Genomic DNA, 19,949 nt, shown 5'->3' with positions numbered 1-19,949 from the left:
CAATCAGTTCGCCATCCTGTTCGGCGAGCGGTTCACCTCCGCCATCAGCTGAGGTTTTTTAACCGACCTCGACACACAAGATTTCGGATACCTCCCGGCAGATTGTGCTCACCGATGCCTACTGCCAGGTGTCCGAGCAGATGGGCCATCTTGCTGCATTGTCGATAGCTGTCGTCACCCCGTCATTCGGCATACGCGTTCCGGACGTCGTCTGGATGCCGTGTGAGAAATGGGAAGGTCTCGACCGTGAGGAGCCATTGCCCATAGTCCCCGACCTCTGTATCGAAGTGCTTCTTGACAGAGGCACAGTGAACGACGTTGACCGGCGGGTGGGGGCCTACCTGGAAGGCGGTGCCGCCGAAATCATCGTCGTCGGCCCGCACGGACAGACTGAGCTCCACGGGGCAGAGGGCAGGCGACAAGCTTCGGTGTTTGGGGTAGTGCTATCCCTCGACCCTCTTTACTTTGACGAGCCCGTTGTACCTGCGGTACACCGAGGAGCTCGTCGCTAGAGGGTCCTTTCCGAAGCAACTTGGCTATTTCGAATCCAGCACCTGGGTGTTCACAGCGCGCGACGCATTGATTGTCCGTCAGTCGACTCGTCCGTCTGTCGTGGCAACCACAGGCAGGTAGTTGCGGAGCCCTCATTTTCTGGAATGAGTACGCGCAGTCTTCATCGCTTCGACGCCGGCCCCTTGCTGCTCAATCATCGGAAACTCTGTCCGTGGTGGTCCGGCCACCGCTGCACGCACTCAGACCATCGGCAGAGGATTTCAGCGCCAGCCGTAATAGTGCTGGCGACGCTGCCGAACCGCGGGATAACGCAGAGCGCGAAATCAATGCTCTCATCGCGCGATTCAAATCTGCGCAGGCCACCAACTTGGAGCAGGAGCTGTTCAAACAGCACAAGCGTCTACCCGGCGCCGAACGCACGTTGTAAACGAAAGTCACGAAAGCAGCAACGGAAAGTCAGCGAATCGCCACCGACAAAATCGCCTGGGCGAAGGGCAAGCTCGCGGACCTGCAGCGAACCGAGCCACAATCGTGCGACTCGCGCATCGAACGGCAGGCCTAGCTTCATTGTTGGACTGTTAGTGACCAGCGGCGCAAGGGCTCAAATGTGCATCGACATGTTGCAGGCGCTGCACCAAGGCGACCGGCGTTGACAGCGGCTCGTTCGCGTTGTTCCGGAAAAGCCGAACGACGCACCGTCTTTCGCGTCCGTCATCCCGCCGGCCGATAGTCTGCATCCGTTTCCTTGGCCGCCTGCTCCCAAAATTGCACGTCCCGTCCTTTAGGAGTACCGGCTTCTTCCCACAATGTCCGTGCGCGGGGGCGAATACGGGCGTCACGCTCGGAGGTGCACTCGACGTCCTCAACGCGCCCGCCGTCTGAATCAATAGACATCGTGACGACATCGTACCCGTTGGCAATCGTCGCCCAATTGGACACCTGCCGAACTTTCTCAAACTGAGCGATTGCTGCTTCCACGGCCTCCTGCTTCGTCCCTTGGGCCACCGCGACGCGCATTAGCTCACTGTGATGCGGCATTCCCGCATTTCCCAGAACTTCTCTGTAGAAGACGACTTCGAATGGACGGCGTTCTGAGGCACCACCTTCCACATCGCTCATGGAGATGACGCCGACCAGATGTCCATCGCCGTCAGTAACAGCGAGCCTCTGCACATGAGCCGCATGCATTGTCAGTACTGCCGACTCAACTGAATCGTCTTCGCTGCAACGGATGACGTCCAGCGACATCACGTCGCCGACCTTCATCACGTTTGAGTCGAAACCGTCGGCAACGCCGCGCATTGCGATGTCGCGGTCAGTAATCATTCCGAGAACGATGTCGTCCTGGCACACTGGAAGACAGCCAATATTTTCGCGCTTAAGAATGCGCGCTGCCGCGGCCAATGTCTGGTCCGGTGTAACGCAGACCGCATCTTTCATCCGCTCTCTAACCAGCATGGTATGCCCCTATCAAGGTGAATCGTAAAGTAGTTAGGCGCGCCTGCGCCTGCTCAAGGTTGGTCACAGCGGACAGGCAGGCTGTGTTCGCAGATGGGACGCCTGCACGCGACGTACGTGAGCCGGCACGTGGACGAGCCAGCTCGAACAGGTCGGTGTTCGCGTGGAATGCGCGTGCTGAAACTGTTCGCGATGGCGGGACCTTCCGGAAGTCTCATCGCCGTTGCCTCACAACGCCGCTTACGTCCTCAGCGTACTCCTCATCGAGAGGCGAAAACCACCTATATTCAGGTCGTCGCTTCCGTCATAGCTTGCGCAGTGAAGGTCTTCATTGCGCCATTGGTTAAAGCCGCACCGATGTGTCTGGGCTCATTTCCTCGGCTGACAACAATGACACTCGAAGGCGGACGGATTGAGAGGCTGTCTGCCTTTTTTCGCGGAGGCGACCTGGGCGACGCTCCAGGTCCTGCCTAGGAGTCGTACGCTCGCGCTGACGTTGCAATATCCAGTTCTTTGCGAGCGTGAAGATGCGTGAGATGAACGACTCCGACAGGTGTGGGTGTCATCGCTGTCAATGATTTAACAATCCGCCTTGTGTCGCCCGGTCTCGGGGGAAGCCGTGCCCCTGAATCGATTGACTTCCGAGAAATTGGCCGTACAATGAATTTTGTTGCATCGCAGCAAACGGCCTTCGGCCTCGGCGCGTGGTTGGAATTTGAAGCAGAGTTCCCTTGCATTCGCCGCCCTCGCATTAGGAGCAGTCATGAACACCGTCATTCCCCAACAATTGGTAGAAGCTCAGACCGCCAGCGTCCAGCAGCTGTTCGCTTTGTCAAACAGCGCGTTCGCGGGAGTCGAGAAGCTGACCGCACTGAATCTGCAGGCTATCAAGGCAACTCTCGCCGAAAACCAGGCGCTCATGACGAAGGCGCTGGCCGCGAAGCCTGAGGAACTGATTACATTGTCGGCGAGCCTTGCGAAACCCACGGCGGAAAAGATATCGACCTACAGTCGCCAGGCCTATGAAATCCTTTCGGGCTTTCAAGGCGGGTTCTCTTCTACGGCGCAGTCCCAGTTCCAGCAGTATCAGCGCGACGCGCAGGGGTTCGTCGAAAACCTCACAAAGAACGCTTCGCTCAGAACGAATGCTGCGCTGACGGAATAGAGTTGACCATCACGATGGCCTGGCAATTCATGCGCTCGGCGTCGGGCCGGGAAGGACGTTGCACGAAACAGATGCAGTTGCGAAATCAGGTGAATGCAGCGTCCCCCCAGTTCTGACTGGACTCTTCTGTCCATTATTTTGGCCGGTGCAATTGGCTGTTTCACCTGATTCCTGAGCGGGCCGGTCGTCCGCCTGTGTCGCGCGCCCCCGAACGCACCGCGGATGCCGCGACCCAGCATTCTTCAACGAATCGACGGTCAGAGGCTATTGTTGGACGTTGTCTTCTCGTCCAGCCTCGGCACGGCTCGTTTCGCGCCGTGTCAGGTGTGCGCGATACAAAGGTTTTCCAGACCCCGGAAACGTCACTTGCGGACACGCCAGCGCGCAGTAGTCGATGAGGAAAAGCGCCATGAGCAACAGGGTAAAGCGGAAACGTACCACGACAGTCTGCATTGAGACCGCTTATCAATTGGAGCTTGCGGTGGGAGCATCACACGTTGCCAGCATGCTGCATCCGGCGTCGCGCCACGCTTGCGTTGCGGATTTATCGGCGAGCTTTACGGCCAGACACGGAAGCACCAACCTAAAGCGATTTCTGCTGGCGCTGGCGGAAAAACTTGATGCCCGCGCCAATAAGCCAGGCGCCCTAGAGGTCCGCCAGTATGCAACGAATGGTGGTGCTCCGCAGGTATTCCTGACAGCCGCTTCTGCGGTCATGACAAAAAGAAGAGCTCGGCGCACGGCATCCAGCTGAGCTACGCAGACAGTCTATTGTTGTGCCGGAAAGAGCGCAACGATGCAAACCTTCAAGCAGTCACCGGAGCTACGCTTGGCGGAGCGCTTGTATTGCGCCACGAAGAGGGGCATCGTCGGGACGTAACAGCCGCACCTGACGAGTCCTGAACGGAGCCGACGATGCGCGTGCGCCGGGCAAAGCTCTGAATCTCGGTGTTTGCTCAACGCTGCATGCAACTTGCATGTGAGCGGTACCAGCGCCGCTCGTTGGAAAGCCCGCGTTGTACTGTACGAAATAGCCTGAACATACAATGCGCGCCGGGAAGTCTTGAAGGTTTTTGGGGCCTATGCTTTGGATACCGCGCATGCCGTCCTTCTTGTGAAAGTCTTCTCAGAGAATGTGAGCAAGGCGAAATTCGAAGGCACGTTCCTGGAGACTCACGAGCGCGACGAGATTGTGGTTCTCGAATTCCGCCCGAGCAATGGCGGGCTTATGCACCCAGCTTGCCTCTGGTCGCAATGGATTGCGCCGGGCGAGCCCGATTTGCTGTCAATCGCCGCCATCACCGACGAGTTCCGACCAGACATTGCGGCTGCCGGTGATGACCGGTGAATCATCTCCAGCAAGCAGGAAAACGTCGACGCCTTGCTCAACCCTGACCCGTCGAACCAGGAAGCAATGTACGCAATACTGGACGACAGGGACCTGCCATACTATGAGCACCGGCTGGCCGCATAATTCCGTTCAACTGGACTATCGCTGATGCGACAGAGTGAATAACCCGCTCGACCTGGACCTGCGGGCCCGCACCGAACTTCTCGCTTATCTCGTTGCATCGCATCTGCTTGCCCGACAGATGACGGGGGAGTGGTTATCGGCCGCGCATGTCGTCGAGTCAACGCTGCTCTGGCTGATGACTAACGGAAGAGGTGCCGACGTGGTGCAGCGGGTAATGCTTTCGTCCCGGGCGGTAGCCGTCGCTCGACGCTTGGAGAAGACATTGGAACCTGCTGCGACATCCGAATCATTGTCGGCGCTGTTTTGTGAAAATCTGCGACTTGACTTCCGCTCCCCAGTCGCGCGAGCAATTTATCGCCACTGCGTTGACCATCTGTTCAATTCCGGCGGTCTCTGAAACCACAACCGTCAGCTGAAAATGGAACGTTGGATTCAACCTTGCGAACGATGCGCTTACTTTTACAGGGACCTCGGCCGCATTGCCTCCGCACGGAGACCTTAGGCCAAGCGCCGAAGGCACTAATGACGATGTACAAGTGGAGGAGATTTGGAGGTGCGTCCGTTGTCGCAGTGTCTTCGCGCGCACTCTCGCCGGTCCCCCTGAGCGGCGGATTTGGCTGCTCCTCAACGCAGGCCGCGATTGACCTTGCGCGAGACCTGCAGAGCGGCTGTGACACGCGCCTGGGTGCAGCAGGCTGTTGAGTTCGAGCGCACCAAGCGCGATTGCGCGCCAAGGGGTCAGGTGGGACAGCATATTGCGCACGGTCACCGCTGGGCCTAAGGCCAGCATCGCCAATTGATGGTTCGCAAGCGCGAGCCGCCGTAGTGGTCCACGGCGCCGTTCGCTTGCGAGAGCCTCAGGTACGCAATTGCTAACGTCTCGACTGCGGTCATTAGCGACGGCATCTCGACGGGCTTGCGAATAAACAGGTCCCAGCAACGAATCCCTGCAGGCTCCTCGACGGCCGACAGGAGGATAACGGGTACCTTCGCGAAAGCCGGTGAGGACTTCAGACGACGGCATAGCTCGCCGCCATCCATTTCTGGCATTTGCAAGTCGGTAAGAACGAGCGATGGAAAAATCTGTTTCGCCTTGTCGAGCGCGTCGCGCCCGTTTGGCGCTGGCGCCACGTGATGGCCGCGGCTTTCGAGTGCGAGCTGGAGCGCACATCGGCTCTCGAGGTCATCGTCGACGAGGAGTACGGTAGACATGATAAGGGACAGTTCTAAGCGCCCTTTTACCATCGCAAGCCGCGTACCGCGCGCGGGCTACAGCCGTTTTGACGCTGGCGTGCCAGTAAGAATTGCCGACGTCTTATTCTTCGTTCGTCACCGCATTATCGTCGGTACGATGGCGCGGAGGGGTGTGCTCGGGGCACCGCGCGTGGACCGATGGAATGGTGTCCCGCCGCGGGTCCTGGGCCTCCTTGTGAGTCGCCGCGGGCGCTCGTCACTTCCGGACAGGAAGCCGCGCCGTAAAGCAGGTGCCGCTCTCAGCCGACGAGCAAACTTCAATGGTCCCCCCATGTGCCTCCACAATCTCTTTGCAAATGTAAAGCCCAAGTCCCAGACCTCCGCCCGGCGAACTTGACGGTGGACGCCAGTACGGCTCGAATACTTTTGGCAGCATCTCCGACGGTATCGGCTCGCCGCGATTGGCCACACTGATACAGATATGGTTGTCATCAGTCGCCGCCCGAACCATGACGGGTTCGTCCGCCGTGCCGTGGGTCAAGGCGTTTCCAAGTAAATTCGACAGCAGTTGTTGTATCCGGGATGGGTCACAGGCGACGCGCGTATCCAGCGCAAATTCAGTGACTACCTCACGGGATGGATTAGCTGCTCGTAGCTCATCAACTACTCCTCGCAGACGCTCGTCCAAGTCGTCTACGGGCTGAATTGAAACAGCCATTCCGGACCCCAGCCGCCCTCTGGCGAAATCCATCACGTCATCGATAAGCTGCGCCATCCTGTGCACCGTGCGCTTCAACCGGTTACCAGCATTCACCAGACTCGTATCGTCTGTGCGGCGGACCAGATAATCGGCCGTCGCGTTAGCGGCGGAGAGCGGATTGCGCAAGTCGTGTCCGAGCACGGCGATGAACTGTTCGCGTAATGTGCCAGTCTCTCGCTCGGTCGTCAGTTGCGCCTCGGTCGACAACTGTCGCTGTTCGCTCTCAATTTGCATGGCTATCAACGTGGCGAAAACCTCGAACATCCTGATGACTCGCGGCTCGGAAACGTGCGCGGGCCGCGGGTCGATGGCGCACAGATTCCCGAAATAGCTGCCACCCGGTGTGATGATGGGCACGGAGATATAGCTTCCCAGTTTGTATATCTTCGACGTGTGATGGCCCCGATAGGTAGCATCGAGGCTGAAATCGTCGATAATGATTGGAGCGCGCGCAACACGCGACTCACAGCACAACGTGCTATGCAACTCCAGTTGCTCGCCAGGCTTTAACCCAAAGCGGATATTGTCCTGGACCGCACAAGCGGTCCAGCTGAAGTCGGTCACCCGAGCGACAGCGGCGAAGCCCATCCCCGTCTCGTCGCAAATCATCTTGAGCATCGAAGGGACTGCTCCGATACGCGATATCAACGCTATGTCACGGGCTATCGACTGGGGCGACTCGGTCGACGCGTCAGCACTGGGCATGAGTCCTCCGGTCAGAGACACCAGTTTGCATTGATGGCAAGCCGGTCGGTTCCTGCATTATCTCTCAGCAGCCGCACTTGCCGGAAAACGGAAGCGCGGCCGACCAGTGCTGAGGTAAAGCATTCAATGGCATGCTTGCCTTTCGCTCGAACATCGCGAAGAGCATCGCGCCGATTGCCACGGCCAGCATCCGGAGCTTGACGCACGGATACGTTGCCGTCGAGTGGCCCAATTTTCTCGTCGCGATACTGTCGGCAATTGCATTCTTTTGCGGCCGTTCGCTTTAGCCGACGCGCGACAATCGGGACCGCCTACTTCACGCCCGAATCACCAGAAAACAACTTCTATGCACATACGTCCGGCACGGAGCTAAACCCTCGATGCCATCAGAGCGTTACTCGCGGAAAATCAGTTGCAGGTCACCGATGCTCGAGCGCCGACATCTAAAACCAACGCTTTATTTCTGCAAGGCGCCAAAGCATAAATATCAGCACCGCCACTGATGCCATTGCTAGTCGTGTAAGTCGCCAAGCCTTGGTCCCTCCCGTCTGGCTTCCCCATCAGCATGCCTTAAGCTGGAATTGGCAATATGTGATTACAGGCACGGCACGATGGAGGACGAGATGCATCCAACTGCTGTTAGCCGGATTTAATGCGTTGAAGTCCGGTCTGCACGGGAATTGCACGCCGACACACCGACAGGCGATAGATACTCACTCTTGACGCCGGTGAGGCACTTCTTTTCGCCGGGTTTTTGACCCCCGGATTGTCGGCTGACGGCGAACTACATGCAGTGTTGGGCGCAGCTTTGCCGCGACCTATCTTTAAGATGATTCTGACTGAGGAGGCGACCATGGAGTGCACTGCGGTGGACGTGCATTTTGACAGCGTGCACCTGTTTCTCGACATGTCCGAGGGTCCCGCGGTTCAATTCCCACTGGACTGGTTTCCCGTGCTGCAGGCAGCCACAGCAGCCGAGCGTGAACACTTTGCCATCTCGCTAGACCATGAGCAGATATTCTGGCCCGAAACAGATGAGGACGTGAACGTTCCAGCGTTGCTTTCATACCGCCATGAGAACATAGGTCACTAGTGTTTTCGCATTTAGCTCTGCTGCCTGGACCTCTCGCGCATGCGCAGCCGGCGCGGACGACGCAAGCGTCGGCCTTTCATGACGCGTCAGCCTTCGGGTCCGAGGTAGTCCGGTAGTCCAAGCGCCGTTTTGCTTTCCGCCAGTTCCACTGCCTTATTCGCAAGCGAAGCGAACGCCTTGTCGCTGTCGGGTCGGGGCGGGTCGCTGACCGCCGCGTAGGTCCGTCACGTGTTCTCAAAAAGGCACGATTGGCCCAGTACCACGCCGACAGATTCTCGTCGCCCGGCAAGTAACTGCGCGAGTTCGTGGAGACCAGCATCTGGCTTCGTGCTCTCAGGCGCTCGGAGTAGTATGGTCATGTCCACCTAACCACCAGGAGGGGAGACCATGACTACCTGTCAGCAATGTGGTGGCCAAGGAAAAATCAAGTGCGAAAAATGTGGCGGGGCGGGAAAGCTGCAGATAACCGAAATTGAGACAGTTTCAGACATGTCTCGCACGTCCAACATCATCACGTGCCCAAAATGCGACGGAGAGCGCTGGCAGCTCTGCACACGATGTTACGGTTCTGGAGCAGTCCGTGATAACGAGACCTCCGATGTTTTCGACCCCGAAGGCAGAGATACTTGACTTCCTGAGGAGGACGTCGGGAAGCCTCAATTGGCAGTTGCAACTAGCCGACATCCGGAACTGAAGCCCGGAAGCTGTGTTTGGGCTCTCAGTTCCCTGTCCGCTTCAGCCGCTGCGCGGCGTCCGGCGGCGGCGCATCGCACGCGAAACTCTGGGCGGTCAGTGCGTCGGAACACACGGTCCAGTCGGCCGTATCGGTCGCGCGCACGCGGACTGACCGTCCGACCGTCGCCCGGTCGCCGCGGCGATAGAGACAAGGTAGCGCGTAGTTGAAATCGAGGAAGCCGTACGGGTCCGCCGACGGCTTGCCCGGGATGGTGACGGCAATGTCCTGTGTGTCGCCTGGGAGATGCTCAACGCGGAGCGCCACAGGCTTGCTGGCCGTGAAACCCACCCCGAAGAGCTCGACCCTGTCGGTGACGTTATGGCCCTGCGCCGTGCCGAAATATTCCCGCGTGGAAAGCCGGGCGCCGGGTGGTGGGTGCGGGTCGCGCAGGCTGCGCAGAGCGCCGACAGGAGGAATGCGGTAGCGGTCGCGCGCAATTTGCGGACAATGCTCATGTTTATTTGGCGAGCTGGCCGGTCTTGGAATCAAAGCCAAGCGTCATGTTCTTCGTCACCTTGGGTATGACAGCCATGGGTTCGTCCGGTTTTCGGTCTAGATGGGTGACGACGATGGAGCGGCCACGGAACACAATCGACCGCGGCATGATGCGGTCGCCAAGGAAGACGGCGTTGGTCTTACTACAGTCACTGAATGCCACCGCTACGTAATTGAAAATGCCGATACCGCCCGGTTCCTCCGCCAGGAATATCGCGGCAGCAGGCTTCGACTCAAGCCGGCCACCGACGGGCTTGCCGACCACACGCGTCACGTGCTGGGTCGCTGAGCCACACGCGGCCGGTACCGCTCGCTTGCCATTCAACAACTTCACGTCTTCGTTGCCGATGCGGAAGGTCGCATTCTTGAAGTCGACATCGACAGTTCCAGCCTGGGCCCGGACGGCTACCAGCGCGAGGCAGGTCGCTTTTGTGGCGGCGGTCAACTGCTCCCTCATAATTCATGCGCTCCCTCAGGAAACGTCTGCCGCGTAGTCGCGAAGTGAACGTTCCGAAGTTGTTGTTCTTTGATGCCACATAGCCAGCGCTACAGTCATCGCCGAAGAGATACATCCGCCCCTGTGGCGGGCGTCTCAGCTCGAGCGTGGCCTTGTCTTTCATCGCGCGGCACTGGCTCGTTCAAGGTGGAGTTCACCAGAGGCGCATGCCAGCCGCCTTTTATCGGGCATCGTTCTTGCGAACGGCCGTCTAACACCAGCTTCGGGAGGCGGGGAGAACGTGTTGAACGGGACGTAGAACCCGTCAGCATGCCGACCACGCTGGCTTTCCAGGTCGTAGGCACCCCGCTTTGTCGAATCGACGGGTGCGAAATTGTATAAGTTACTTACATGATGTCCTCAGAGACACGGGCCGCAGAGCGAGGCCTTCCGCCGTCGTCACGGAATTTTGCCAGCACTCGCCGCATGCTGCGCATACTGCTTTGTGTGTCCATCGTGCTGCCGGTTGTATTCGCGGTCGCTTACGGCTATCTCGACTACCAGCGCCGCCTGGACGACGCAAATGACATAGTGGACCGCCTGACGCTCGTGGTAAGCGAGCAGGCAGACAAGGTTTTCGACCTCGATGAACAGGTGGGCACGCGCGTGACCGAGCTTCTCGGCACGAGCGACGACGACGCCATAATCGCCAACGAGCGTCAAGTCCACGCACGACTGGCAGCAATCGTAGGCGGTCTCCCGCAAATTGCATCCGTATCGGTCTTTGGGGCCCACGGAAAGGTGCTTGCCACGAGCACTACCTGGCCAGTGCCGAACGTCTCGGTTGGCGACCGCGAAGACTTCCGCGCCGCGCGAATGCAGAGCCCGAACACTTATTTCTCGCCTCCGATGAGGAGCAAGATTGGCAATGTCGACGTTTTCAACACGGCCTTTGCCCGACTCGACGCCAATCGCCGCTTTATCGGCGTGGTGTCCATAGCGCTGCGGAGACAATATTTCGCGGACTTCTACCGGCAACTCGCTGACGGTCGGCCGTATATTGGGGTGGGTTTGTACAGAAGCGACGGGTCTCCACTTGTCGGGCATCAACCAGATGATATGCCCCCACGGGTACCACTCGGTCACGGTTCGACCATGTCGTTTGTGGACGGCCAGATAGTCGGTCGCACTGTCATGCGGTTTGGGCCGAATGACGCCGAGCGAGTCGTCTCGTTTAGAAAGGTCGCCGGGTATCCTGTCTACGTGTCGTCTTCCTACTCCAGTTCGGCGATACTCCAGCAATGGTGGGCCCACTATCTGGTAATCCTGGCTGCTATTTCACTACCGTGCCTCGCTGTCTGCGCTCTCGTTGTGTTTTCCCTCCGACAACTCGCGGCTGAGCAGGCAACCTGGGAGCGCTGGCACGGTGAGGTCGCCATGCGCATTTCCGCGGAAGCGTCGTCGCACCGCCTCCGCAGAATCTCTGCACTTACAAACCTAATCGGGGACATTGCCCACAACGTCAATAACCTCCTCATGGTGGTCGCCTCTAACATGCAGTTGGCGCGACACAAGCATTTTGCGGGCGTTGAGCGGGAGGTCACGCAGGTCGAGAGCGCAATCGCGACAGCGGAGGTGCTCATGCGCCGTCTTCTGAGCGTCGCGAGGAAGAGACCGCTGCGGCGCACGGTATTCAATTTGCGCCAGCTACTTTCTCATGCTGCAGGTAGCATCAAGTCGGCAGCCGGTGAAACGGTGGAGACGGTGCTTGACGTTCCAGATGGTGTGTGGCCCATCTCCATTGACCAGGAGGAGCTCAGTTCGGCGATTGTTGCCATCGCTGAGAACGCAGGAGAGGCGATGCCCGCGGGCGGCCGGTTTGTCGTACGCTGCCAGAACGTCCGCCTCGGCGCTAACGAATGGTCACTGTCCCCAGGCGACTATGTCATGGTCAGCTGTGTAGACAATGGCGCTGGTATGAGCGCGGATGCTGTTTCGCGCGCCTTCGAACCCCTCTTTACGACAAAGACGTCAGGAGTCGGTACAGGACTGGGTCTCGCACACGTGCTTGCCACATGTGAGCAGGTCGGCGGCACGGCACGAATCGACAGCATCGAAGGCAAAGGCACTAACGTACGCCTCTATTTTCCACGCCATCTGGGGACCGCCAGTACAGCCATCGACCAGCGTCGCGAACATGACGAAGGCGGCGCTCAGCAGCGTTCCGTCCTGCTGGTTGAAGACAATGAAGCGGTGGCGGCCGGTGTGACGGCACTTCTGGAGATGCTCGGCTGCGATGTGAACCATAAACTCTCAGCGGATGATGCACTCACGTTGCTGCAGGAGGGTCGTACCTTCGACGTGGTCTTGTCAGATGTGCAGATGCCAGGAAAGATAAACGGCATCGACCTGGCCGAGCTGGTGGTGCAAACGTGGCCCAACCAGCGAATCGCACTGATGACCGGCTATGCGAAAGAACTTGACCGCGCCAGAGTCCTGGGCATTACCGTCCTGTCCAAGCCTTTCAATATTGATGACCTGACGACGCTTCTCTCTGAGACAGAGGGGCGGCAAAAGCGTGGAAACAGCGTTGCCGAAAGCTGACAGTGGTACTCGGGTCGGTTGTCCGTCCTTGACGGAGGGCTGGAACAGTTCCCCGACGATGCGCTGATGCACTTCGACAGGGCTGTCGTTCTGCAGGAATTGGAACGCTACGGCGCGGCCGATGGTCACGGCAACGTTGCGCGCCTGACCGGGGATTCGAGACGGCAAGCACGCGCTGCCGCGGCGGCTCTGCGCGCATCGCGGGCTTACCGAATGCCTTGCTCCGTTGTCTCTCTAAAACGGGCGCCGTAAAAGAGTTAAAACCTCATTCGCTAGATATGTCTTTACTCATTCGTATCATCGAAGAGTCTCTTGGACATTGCAGCCATTCAATGGATGGGACTCTTTTTAGGGCGGACAACCGCATCCTGCGGATGCTGGAAGGAAGCCTCATGCGCAGGGAAAGAAGGAACCACTTGGTCCGGCTCAAACGAATTGCTGTAACGCCGAGCAGTTGCGGGCGCTCGCCCTGCAAACTATGCAGGCCCGAAGGTAAATATTCGCGTCCTTTGGTCGCCCCAGCCTGCGCCGCGCATCGACGACTTCCACCGGTAGTCGCTTGGCGAGTCGTGCGTGCACCATGAACAATAGACGGTGATTGCAAATGCTCGGAATCGGGCCGGCGTCGCCACACTTGGAAACCGGTTGTGGCGAGGCGCAGTCAGTTCGATGGAATTGCGCTGCGCGGCGCTCATGCCTAGCATAGTTGCAGGTCTAGCCCTTCTGGTTCTATAGGCAGGTCGCGCGGCCAGCTGGAAAGTTATGACGTCGCATTCCAGGCGTTCGGCGAAGAGCTCGGGATGAAGCAAAGAACTAGAAGGCGCTACGAAATTGGCTGCGACTGGACTGATATTGGAGACATGTGACGGGCGACGAGACCTACGCGTATGTTGAGAACGCGGGCTTCGCTCACCGGTAAACGTTATCGCTCGCTGAAATGGGAGAAGTCGAACTGGACGACAAAGCTGGTCGCAGCAAGCGTCGGCAAGTAACTGCCCAGCGACCCCTTACTAGATGTCGCTATCTATTGATGCGGAGAACCGCTCGTTCGACCATATGCTCGGCGCGCTCCGTACATCGGCTGAGACTGCGCCAGTCCGGTTCGCTTGCTACCTCCAGTCGATTTGGAATGAGTAACAGGCAAGCCGGTCGGCGAACTCCGGTTGTGCCTCATCGGCTTTTATGCGCGCAACAACTCCGCGGCACCTATCATCTATAAGTTCAATTGAGATGCTCGCAATTCCAACTGCGTTGGCCTCTTCGGTGATAGTCCGTTCAATCTCTTTTTTAATCAGAGCAGGCTTGAAAATTTTCCCTACAGCCGTGAGAGGCATGCTGTCAATTATTTCGATGCGTTGGGGCACCGCAGCGCGCTCATGTATCACCGATTCCGCAAAAGACTGCAGTTCTTCAGCCGTCACGTTATGTTCGGGTTTTAGTTGAACGTAGGCCACGGGCACCTCACCAAGGTAGCTATCAGGGGCGCCAACTGCCGCAGCCAGAGCAATAGCTGGATGAGTCTCCAGCGGTTCCTCAATAAGCCTCGGTTCAATGTTGTGGCCTCCGCGGATTATCAACTCTCTCTTGCGTCCTGTCAGCCAGAAGTAGCCGTGTTCGTCTTCTCTTCCCAAATCACCTGTGTTGAGCCAACGTGTCCCGCCGATGGTGACCCAGATGCCAGTGTTGTGAATGTCTTCCAGATAACCTTTGAAGACATTAGGGCCTGTTATGAGAATGGCTCCGGCTTCGTTGAGCTCAGCGTCGCGGACATAACCGCCGTGGTTGTCGAGCACGCAGACGCGCATTCCCTGATAACAAAGTCGAATGCCAATCGAGCCTGGAATTCGGTCGCCATCAGGTGGGTTGCAGGATGCAACGCAGGTTCCCTCTGTCAGTCCATAGCCCTCGAGAATTCGGATGTTCATTCGCCTCTCGAATTCGCGCATCAGCCCTGTGGGCAATGGCGCAGCGCCACAAACGGCGAATTCGAGGGTCGATATGTCTCGCGCGCCGACTGGATGCTTCAGTAAAGCGGCGTACACCGTCGGAACGCCAGAAAAGAAGTTGATGCGATAGTGTTCAACAATTGCCCAGAAGTTTGAGAGTACGCATTCGCCTCTATATCCCTGAGGGGTTCCGAGAATGACGTGGTGTCCGTGCATAAACGCCATCAGCCCCGTCACCATTTGGGCGTTCGCATGGAACAGGGGAAGTCCGCAGAAGAGTGTTTTGACGGATTCGCGAAACTCCATGTGGGCTGCCATTGCCCACGCGTTGAATACCTCAGCGCCGTGCGAGCGGACCGCAATTTTGGGCAGCCCCGTCGTACCACCGGTGCAAAAGTATGAAGCGGTATCGCCTTCTTGCAACTGACGTTTACTCGTCAAGCCATCCGCACTCTGGCGACGCATAAGGGCTCTAAAATCGTGAATCCTAAGAGCTTTATGGCGTACCCTTTCTCTTGCCGCGATGACGTGCAGTGCAAGTGCTTCGACAAGATTTAGATAAGGTGCAAGATTAACCCACACTATGTCACGTAAAGTCGGAAGCTCCTCTAAATGGGCTGCAAGTTTGAGCCAGATGTCAGTTCCTGGCGTGGGTGCTAACGTAACCAGCACCCTTGGGCGAGCTGCAGAAAGTAGCGCAGTAATCTGGGCGCCGTCGAGCAACGGATTGATGGCCATTACAATGCCGGCTGCTTCGCCGCCCCAGATGGTGAAATGTGTCTCAGGGAGGTTTGGTAGGACGAACGCAACGACATCGTCGCTGCGGACACCCAGGTGGTGCAAGGCGTTTGCGGTCCGGGTTACATCTGCGAAAAATTGCGCGTATGTCCAGCACTGCGCCTTTTCGAACTTCCTACCATCAACGAAAAAGGTAAGCGCTGCTGCGTTTGGATGGGCGAGCGCGCTGCGCCCAATAGCTTCGTAGGTGCTGGTCGGTAGCCCGCGGTCTGCAAGGGGAATTGACTCGGCCTGTAAGACGTCGAACAAAGTTTTGAATGCCATCGGCCTCTCCTACGCGCGGCCGAGCGCCGCTGCGCCCAAATAAGAGGATGCGCTCATTAAGATTCGCTGTCTATGAATGGGTGCGCAACTGGGAACGTCGGGAAATGAAGATGCCACCCGTCAAAATGGCAGACCTGTGCTAAGAGCGCGAATCAGCGGCAAGCCTAGTTCGAGGAGGACTGTCACTGCGTTGGTGTGCACGGGAATGATATTTTGCGCTGTCGCTTTCTGTCGACGCCGGACAACATTGAGTGCCTTTGCTTGAACCTGTGACGCACGTAGTCTTTTGTGCACCGATGCATTGCGCCGGATGCTTTACCGACGAAGTGATGCCGCGCCAGATTTGTGTTCAGCCAACCGGTCGGATTGCGAAAGAGCGCGAACGGTTTGGTTATCGGGCGAGTGCGGCGGTGACATAAATCGGTACGATACGCACGCATGCATTTCAACGCCTAGGAGCGCGCAAGCCGGGGAGAGTACGGAAATGCGGACTGCCCCCTGGCGCGGCTCAATTCGGTGAACGGTTGCTGGGCGCGGGCAAAATCAGTTTTGCGTTGTCGAAAATGGGTGGCTGCGTAGTGTGCGTTTGAATCGCCTCCGGCTTCCCGACTGGAAGCGCACTGTTCGCCAGCAGCTGGCGCCCGGTCGGAATTATCTGGGTTCCGATAACCATCCCCAGTAGCCCAACCAGGGCAACTATAGGTGGTGCTGGGGAGCGAACACGAATCAGGCTATATATCGCTCCGGCGAGAAGGCCGCCAAGAAGTGACAGGATATAAGGCTTCATCGCCTGGAAATTCCTCGGACGCGCGTACCACCATGCTTGACGTTTTTACATTGCGTTGCAGCCCGTCCCGAATGACGATTCGGAGCCGGGCCTCGCCGCTCAGCAGATATCGATGCTTCAGGTATTCGCCGGAACCGGGGCAAGAGATTCGTGTTTTGTTTTAGTACGTTGAGCGGCATTATGGACCCTCGTATAGGCGTAGTCGACGCCCATTCCGTATGCGCCCGAATGCTCCTTCACGATATCTATGACGGCGTCATACGTTTCTTTGCGCGCCCAGTCGCGCTGCCACTCGAGTAGCACCTGTTGCCACGTTACCGGAACGGCGCCGGCCTGGACCATGCGCTGCATTGCGAAGTCGTGTGCGTCTTTCGATGTGCCTCCGGACGCATCGGCAACCATGTAGATTTCGTACCCGCCTTCGAGCATTGCGCACAGCGCGAAAGTCGTGTTACAAACCTCCGTCCACAGGCCGGACACCACGACCTTGTTCCGGCCGTTTTTCTTCAGCGCGTCGCGAACCTTCTGGTCGTCCCACGAGTTCATTGACGTTCGCTCCAGAGTAGGATGCTCCGGGAACACGTCGAGCAACTCCGGGTACGTGAAGCCGGAAAAGCTCTCGCTTTCCACCGTCGTTATAGTCGTCGGTACGTTGAACGCCTTCGCCGCCTTCGCGAGTCCGACGACATTGTTCTTCAGGACTTGCCGGTCGATTGACTGAACGCCAAAAGCCATCTGGGGTTGCTGGTCAATGAAAATGACCTGGCTGTTGGCCGGAGTAAGTACCTCCAGTTTCTCTTGGCTCATCATGTCCTCTCTTCGAATGAGGTTTCAACAAAACGTCGCGCCAGACGTGAGCGTCGCGCAAGCGTTCCGGTTGTCTGAAGACTGCAGAAACTACATGTTCTCGCTGAAAAAAGAGGACATAAGCGATGGCGTCTCTTGTTCCAGAATCATCATAGTTCACATTGCCAGGATGTGAAGTTGTCAATAGCGATATCGGGAGTTCTCTGTATGAGGGCGGCGCTAACATGACCTTTTAATTGGAGATTGGAAGGCCTAAGCTGCTAGGGTGCCGGAAGAACATGGGTCCGCGCGCCATGCGTTTCGGTCGTGTATGTACTTCGGGGAGCACTTGAGTCCGTCGCCCGTGCAGCGTCCCTAAATACCGGGTCATTATCATTTGTTGCTTCGGTTCAATTGCTTGTTTCCGGCTTGGTCATCGTTGCCACGAGTGCCTGCTCGCGGTGTACCAGAGGAGGGTTAGTTGATGAAAGCTTATGTGCTTTCGCTGCTGGCTGGAATCCTGGTAGGCGTGGTCTATAGCTTGATTGGCGTCATGTCGCCGGCCCCGCCTGTAGTCGCCCTCATAGGTCTGCTAGGAATACTTGCGGGGGAGCAAATCTTCCCCGTTGCAAAAAAAATGCTTGCGGGCGCCAACATTCGCGCGGCCTGGAAAGAGGAGCATTGCAATCAACACCTGTTTGGGTCGTTGCCCGGCCGCAACTCCGGAGGCTCTCGGCGCAAAGAGGAAGTATCGTCTGAGGAGAACCGCTCATGACGCCACATCAAGATGCATCGGACCTTGTTTTTTTTAATGGCCGGTTTACGACATTGGACAAGTCGAACCCGACTGCCACTGCGGTCGCTATCAAGGATAGTAAGTTCACGGCCGTCGGTAGCGACAACGAGGTAAGTCAGCTTCAGTCCGACAGGACGCGCAGTGTCGACTTGAACGGACGCGCGGCACTTCCGGGCTTAATTGACAATCATCTTCACATCATCCGTGGCGGCCTGAACTTCAATATGGAGCTCCGATGGGATGGTGTACGGTCATTGGCAACCGCGATGGACATGCTGAAAGCGCAGGTTGCTATCACGCCGCCGCCTCAATGGGTACGTGTCGTCGGAGGGTTCACGGAGCATCAGTTCGACGAACGTCGGCTGCCGACCATTGAGGAGCTGAACGCCGCAGCACCGGACACGCCGGTTTTCATGCTGCACCTATACGACCGAGCGCTATTGAACGCTGCGGCATTGCGAGTGGTGGGCTATACGAAGGAGACGCCTGAGCCCCCCGGCGGCGAGATTGTGCGCGATAGCGCGGGTAACCCGACAGGATTACTGCTGGCCAAGCCCAATGCGGCCATCCTCTATGCAACGTTGGCGAAGGGCCCCAAGCTTCCGCTTGAATATCAGTTAAATTCGACGCGGCATTTTATGCGCGAGTTGAATAGATTGGGCGTGACCGGAGCCATTGATGCTGGGGGCGGTTTTCAGAACTTCCCCGAAGACTACGAGGTCATCCAGAAACTTGAGGCTGAAGGACTGCTGACCATCAGGCTGGCCTACAACCTGTTCACCCAAAAGCCGAAACGTGAGAAGGAAGACTTCCTCAACTGGACGAAGACTTCGCGGTACAAAGACGGGAACGATTACTTCCGGCACAACGGAGCAGGTGAGATGCTCGCGTTCTCTGCCGCGGATTTCGAAGACTTCAGGGTGGCCCGCCCGGATATGCCTCCGGACATGGAGGGCGACCTCGAAGGTGTCATCCGTGTGCTAGTGGAGAACCGCTGGCCGTGGCGCATGCATGCGACGTACGACGAAACCATCAGTCGCGCGCTCGATGTGTTCGAAAAAATAAACCGCGACACACCGCTCGCCGGACTCAACTGGTTCTTCGACCACGCCGAAACGATTACAGAGACGTCGATGGACCGCATCGCTGCTCTTGGTGGGGGCATTGCGGTCCAGCATCGGATGGCGTACCAGGGCGAGTATTTCGTCGAGCGATACGGTGAAAAGGCTGCTGAGGGGACGCCGCCTGTTGCACGAATGCTGGAGAAAGGGATTCATGCCTCCGCGGGGACCGATGCAACTCGCGTGGCGTCCTACAACCCTTGGGTCTCACTGTCGTGGCTGGTGACAGGCAAGACGGTCGGTGGCATGCGCATTTATCCCCAGCGCAACTGTCTTGACCGTGAGACTGCACTGCGCATGTGGACCGAGAAGGTTACCTGGTTCTCAGATGAGGCCGGCAAGAAGGGGCAGATTGCAGTCGGTCAGCTCGCAGACCTTATCGTCCCTGACCGCGACTTCTTTGCTTGTACCGAGGACGACATAGCCGGCACTTCGTCTCTACTTACGGTGGTAGGCGGCAAGATTGTGTACGCGACCGGCGAGTTCGCAGCGTTGGACGACAACCCGCCACCTCCTGCGATGCCTGATTGGTCACCGGTGAGAAAGTATGGGGGGTTTGCGGCGTGGAAGCAGGGCGAGGCGTCCGGTGCTCCGTTGCAGCGCATTGCATCCACCGCATGCGACTGCGCACGCCCTTGCGGCGTGCACGGACACGACCACGGCCGCGCCTGGCGCTATAACGCACCGACCTCTGACTACCAGGGCTTTTGGGGAGCGCTCGGATGCGCGTGCTGGGCGGTCTAGAGCGGGAGCAACGGTGAACAGTCCATCGTGGGTCGAGATGCTATTGCGTCAACCGTGGGTAATGCCACTGGTCC

General features: G+C 57.9%; 18 protein-coding genes. 10 read left to right on the top strand and 8 right to left on the bottom strand.

Annotated elements, in window-relative coordinates; translation table 11 throughout:
- Positions 1–140: 140 nt before the first annotated feature.
- Positions 141–512, top strand: coding sequence for a Uma2 family endonuclease (locus tag J2W46_RS33825; RefSeq protein ID WP_310360300.1), 372 nt, complete (start codon positions 141–143; stop codon positions 510–512).
- A gap of 712 nt (positions 513–1,224) precedes the next feature.
- On the opposite strand, the gene J2W46_RS33815 is transcribed toward J2W46_RS33825, so the two are convergent.
- The gene (locus J2W46_RS33815; protein ID WP_310360297.1) at positions 1,225–1,953 is read right to left on the bottom strand and encodes a CBS domain-containing protein; all 729 of its coding nucleotides are present in this window, start codon (positions 1,951–1,953) and stop codon (positions 1,225–1,227) included.
- A gap of 781 nt (positions 1,954–2,734) precedes the next feature.
- On the opposite strand from J2W46_RS33815, the gene phaP reads away from it, so the two are divergent.
- The 4 genes from phaP (at position 2,735) to J2W46_RS33795 (ending at position 5,007) form a co-directional block, all read left to right on the top strand.
- Positions 2,735–3,136 carry a TIGR01841 family phasin gene (gene phaP / locus J2W46_RS33810; protein WP_310360295.1) on the top strand — a complete coding sequence of 134 codons (402 nt, stop codon included), beginning with the start codon at positions 2,735–2,737 and terminating at the stop codon, positions 3,134–3,136.
- Positions 3,137–3,545: 409 nt separating this feature from the next.
- Complete coding sequence (locus tag J2W46_RS33805) at positions 3,546–3,890, top strand: hypothetical protein (protein WP_310360293.1); 345 nt, start codon at positions 3,546–3,548, stop codon at positions 3,888–3,890.
- 309 nt (positions 3,891–4,199) lie between these two features.
- Positions 4,200–4,484, top strand: a complete 285-nt coding sequence (locus J2W46_RS33800) for a hypothetical protein (protein WP_310360291.1) — start codon at positions 4,200–4,202, stop codon at positions 4,482–4,484.
- A gap of 160 nt (positions 4,485–4,644) precedes the next feature.
- On the top strand, positions 4,645–5,007 hold the full coding sequence (locus tag J2W46_RS33795) for a hypothetical protein (protein ID WP_310360290.1): 363 nt from the start codon (positions 4,645–4,647) through the stop codon (positions 5,005–5,007).
- Positions 5,008–5,387: 380 nt separating this feature from the next.
- Here J2W46_RS33795 and J2W46_RS33790 read toward each other — a convergent pair whose 3' ends face one another.
- Both J2W46_RS33790 and J2W46_RS33785 read right to left on the bottom strand, forming a co-directional pair.
- The gene (locus J2W46_RS33790; protein WP_310360289.1) at positions 5,388–5,822 is read right to left on the bottom strand and encodes a response regulator; all 435 of its coding nucleotides are present in this window, start codon (positions 5,820–5,822) and stop codon (positions 5,388–5,390) included.
- A gap of 238 nt (positions 5,823–6,060) precedes the next feature.
- Complete coding sequence (locus J2W46_RS33785; protein WP_310360287.1) at positions 6,061–7,182, bottom strand: GAF domain-containing sensor histidine kinase; 1,122 nt, start codon at positions 7,180–7,182, stop codon at positions 6,061–6,063.
- 940 nt (positions 7,183–8,122) lie between these two features.
- On the opposite strand from J2W46_RS33785, the gene J2W46_RS33780 reads away from it, so the two are divergent.
- On the top strand, positions 8,123–8,362 hold the full coding sequence (locus tag J2W46_RS33780) for a DUF2442 domain-containing protein (RefSeq protein WP_310360285.1): 240 nt from the start codon (positions 8,123–8,125) through the stop codon (positions 8,360–8,362).
- 718 nt (positions 8,363–9,080) lie between these two features.
- Here J2W46_RS33780 and J2W46_RS33775 read toward each other — a convergent pair.
- Both J2W46_RS33775 and J2W46_RS33770 read right to left on the bottom strand, forming a co-directional pair.
- A complete protein-coding gene (locus tag J2W46_RS33775) occupies positions 9,081–9,593 on the bottom strand; it encodes a hypothetical protein (protein ID WP_310360283.1) in 513 nt (170 codons plus the stop codon).
- Positions 9,556–10,038, bottom strand: a complete 483-nt coding sequence (locus J2W46_RS33770; protein WP_310360281.1) for a hypothetical protein — start codon at positions 10,036–10,038, stop codon at positions 9,556–9,558. Before J2W46_RS33770 ends, J2W46_RS33775 begins: the two co-directional genes overlap by 38 nt.
- 477 nt (positions 10,039–10,515) lie before the next feature.
- On the opposite strand from J2W46_RS33770, the gene J2W46_RS33765 reads away from it, so the two are divergent.
- Complete coding sequence (locus J2W46_RS33765) at positions 10,516–12,633, top strand: hybrid sensor histidine kinase/response regulator (protein WP_310360278.1); 2,118 nt, start codon at positions 10,516–10,518, stop codon at positions 12,631–12,633.
- Between the two features lie 594 nt (positions 12,634–13,227).
- On the top strand, positions 13,228–13,368 hold the full coding sequence (locus tag J2W46_RS33760) for a putative Na+/H+ antiporter (RefSeq protein ID WP_310360275.1): 141 nt from the start codon (positions 13,228–13,230) through the stop codon (positions 13,366–13,368).
- Positions 13,369–13,742: 374 nt separating this feature from the next.
- Here the strand turns inward: J2W46_RS33760 and J2W46_RS33755 are convergent, their stop codons facing one another.
- The 3 genes from J2W46_RS33755 to J2W46_RS33745 form a co-directional block, all read right to left on the bottom strand.
- On the bottom strand, positions 13,743–15,641 hold the full coding sequence (locus J2W46_RS33755) for an acyl-CoA synthetase (RefSeq protein ID WP_310360272.1): 1,899 nt from the start codon (positions 15,639–15,641) through the stop codon (positions 13,743–13,745).
- A gap of 508 nt (positions 15,642–16,149) precedes the next feature.
- The gene (locus tag J2W46_RS34545; protein ID WP_374726917.1) at positions 16,150–16,428 is read right to left on the bottom strand and encodes a DUF1427 family protein; all 279 of its coding nucleotides are present in this window, start codon (positions 16,426–16,428) and stop codon (positions 16,150–16,152) included.
- A gap of 117 nt (positions 16,429–16,545) precedes the next feature.
- Positions 16,546–17,235: a hydrolase gene (locus J2W46_RS33745; RefSeq protein ID WP_310360302.1), complete on the bottom strand. Its 690-nt coding sequence runs from the start codon at positions 17,233–17,235 to the stop codon at positions 16,546–16,548.
- Positions 17,236–17,698: 463 nt separating this feature from the next.
- Between J2W46_RS33745 and J2W46_RS33740 the strand changes: the two genes are divergently transcribed.
- Entirely contained in the window at positions 17,699–17,989 is a 291-nt protein-coding gene (locus J2W46_RS33740; RefSeq protein ID WP_310360270.1) for a XapX domain-containing protein, read from the top strand.
- A complete protein-coding gene (locus J2W46_RS33735) occupies positions 17,986–19,875 on the top strand; it encodes an amidohydrolase (protein ID WP_310360267.1) in 1,890 nt (629 codons plus the stop codon). Before J2W46_RS33740 ends, J2W46_RS33735 begins: the two co-directional genes overlap by 4 nt.
- The last annotated feature ends 74 nt before the right edge of the window (positions 19,876–19,949 follow it).

Source organism: Paraburkholderia strydomiana, assembly GCF_031456815.1.
GTDB classification, from domain to species: Bacteria; Pseudomonadota; Gammaproteobacteria; order Burkholderiales; family Burkholderiaceae; genus Paraburkholderia; species Paraburkholderia caledonica.
The sequence above is the reverse complement of the archived record's forward strand: the minus strand, read 5'-3'. Positions and strand labels throughout refer to the sequence as shown.

Excerpts from the sequence above, each read along its gene's own strand:
- J2W46_RS33825 (WP_310360300.1), top strand. The coding sequence starts at position 141 with ATGGGCCATCTTGCTGCATTGTCGATAGCTGTCGTCACCCCGTCATTC.
- J2W46_RS33815 (WP_310360297.1), bottom strand. The coding sequence starts at position 1,953 with ATGAAAGATGCGGTCTGCGTTACACCGGACCAGACATTGGCCGCGGCA.
- phaP (WP_310360295.1), top strand. The coding sequence starts at position 2,735 with ATGAACACCGTCATTCCCCAACAATTGGTAGAAGCTCAGACCGCCAGC.
- J2W46_RS33805 (WP_310360293.1), top strand. The coding sequence starts at position 3,546 with ATGAGCAACAGGGTAAAGCGGAAACGTACCACGACAGTCTGCATTGAG.
- J2W46_RS33790 (WP_310360289.1), bottom strand. The coding sequence starts at position 5,822 with ATGTCTACCGTACTCCTCGTCGACGATGACCTCGAGAGCCGATGTGCG.
- J2W46_RS33785 (WP_310360287.1), bottom strand. The coding sequence starts at position 7,182 with ATGCTCAAGATGATTTGCGACGAGACGGGGATGGGCTTCGCCGCTGTC.
- J2W46_RS33780 (WP_310360285.1), top strand. The coding sequence starts at position 8,123 with ATGGAGTGCACTGCGGTGGACGTGCATTTTGACAGCGTGCACCTGTTT.
- J2W46_RS33765 (WP_310360278.1), top strand. The coding sequence starts at position 10,516 with ATGCTGCGCATACTGCTTTGTGTGTCCATCGTGCTGCCGGTTGTATTC.
- J2W46_RS33755 (WP_310360272.1), bottom strand. The coding sequence starts at position 15,641 with ATGGCATTCAAAACTTTGTTCGACGTCTTACAGGCCGAGTCAATTCCC.
- J2W46_RS34545 (WP_374726917.1), bottom strand. The coding sequence starts at position 16,428 with ATGAAGCCTTATATCCTGTCACTTCTTGGCGGCCTTCTCGCCGGAGCG.
- J2W46_RS33745 (WP_310360302.1), bottom strand. The coding sequence starts at position 17,235 with ATGAGCCAAGAGAAACTGGAGGTACTTACTCCGGCCAACAGCCAGGTC.
- J2W46_RS33740 (WP_310360270.1), top strand. The coding sequence starts at position 17,699 with ATGAAAGCTTATGTGCTTTCGCTGCTGGCTGGAATCCTGGTAGGCGTG.
- J2W46_RS33735 (WP_310360267.1), top strand. The coding sequence starts at position 17,986 with ATGACGCCACATCAAGATGCATCGGACCTTGTTTTTTTTAATGGCCGG.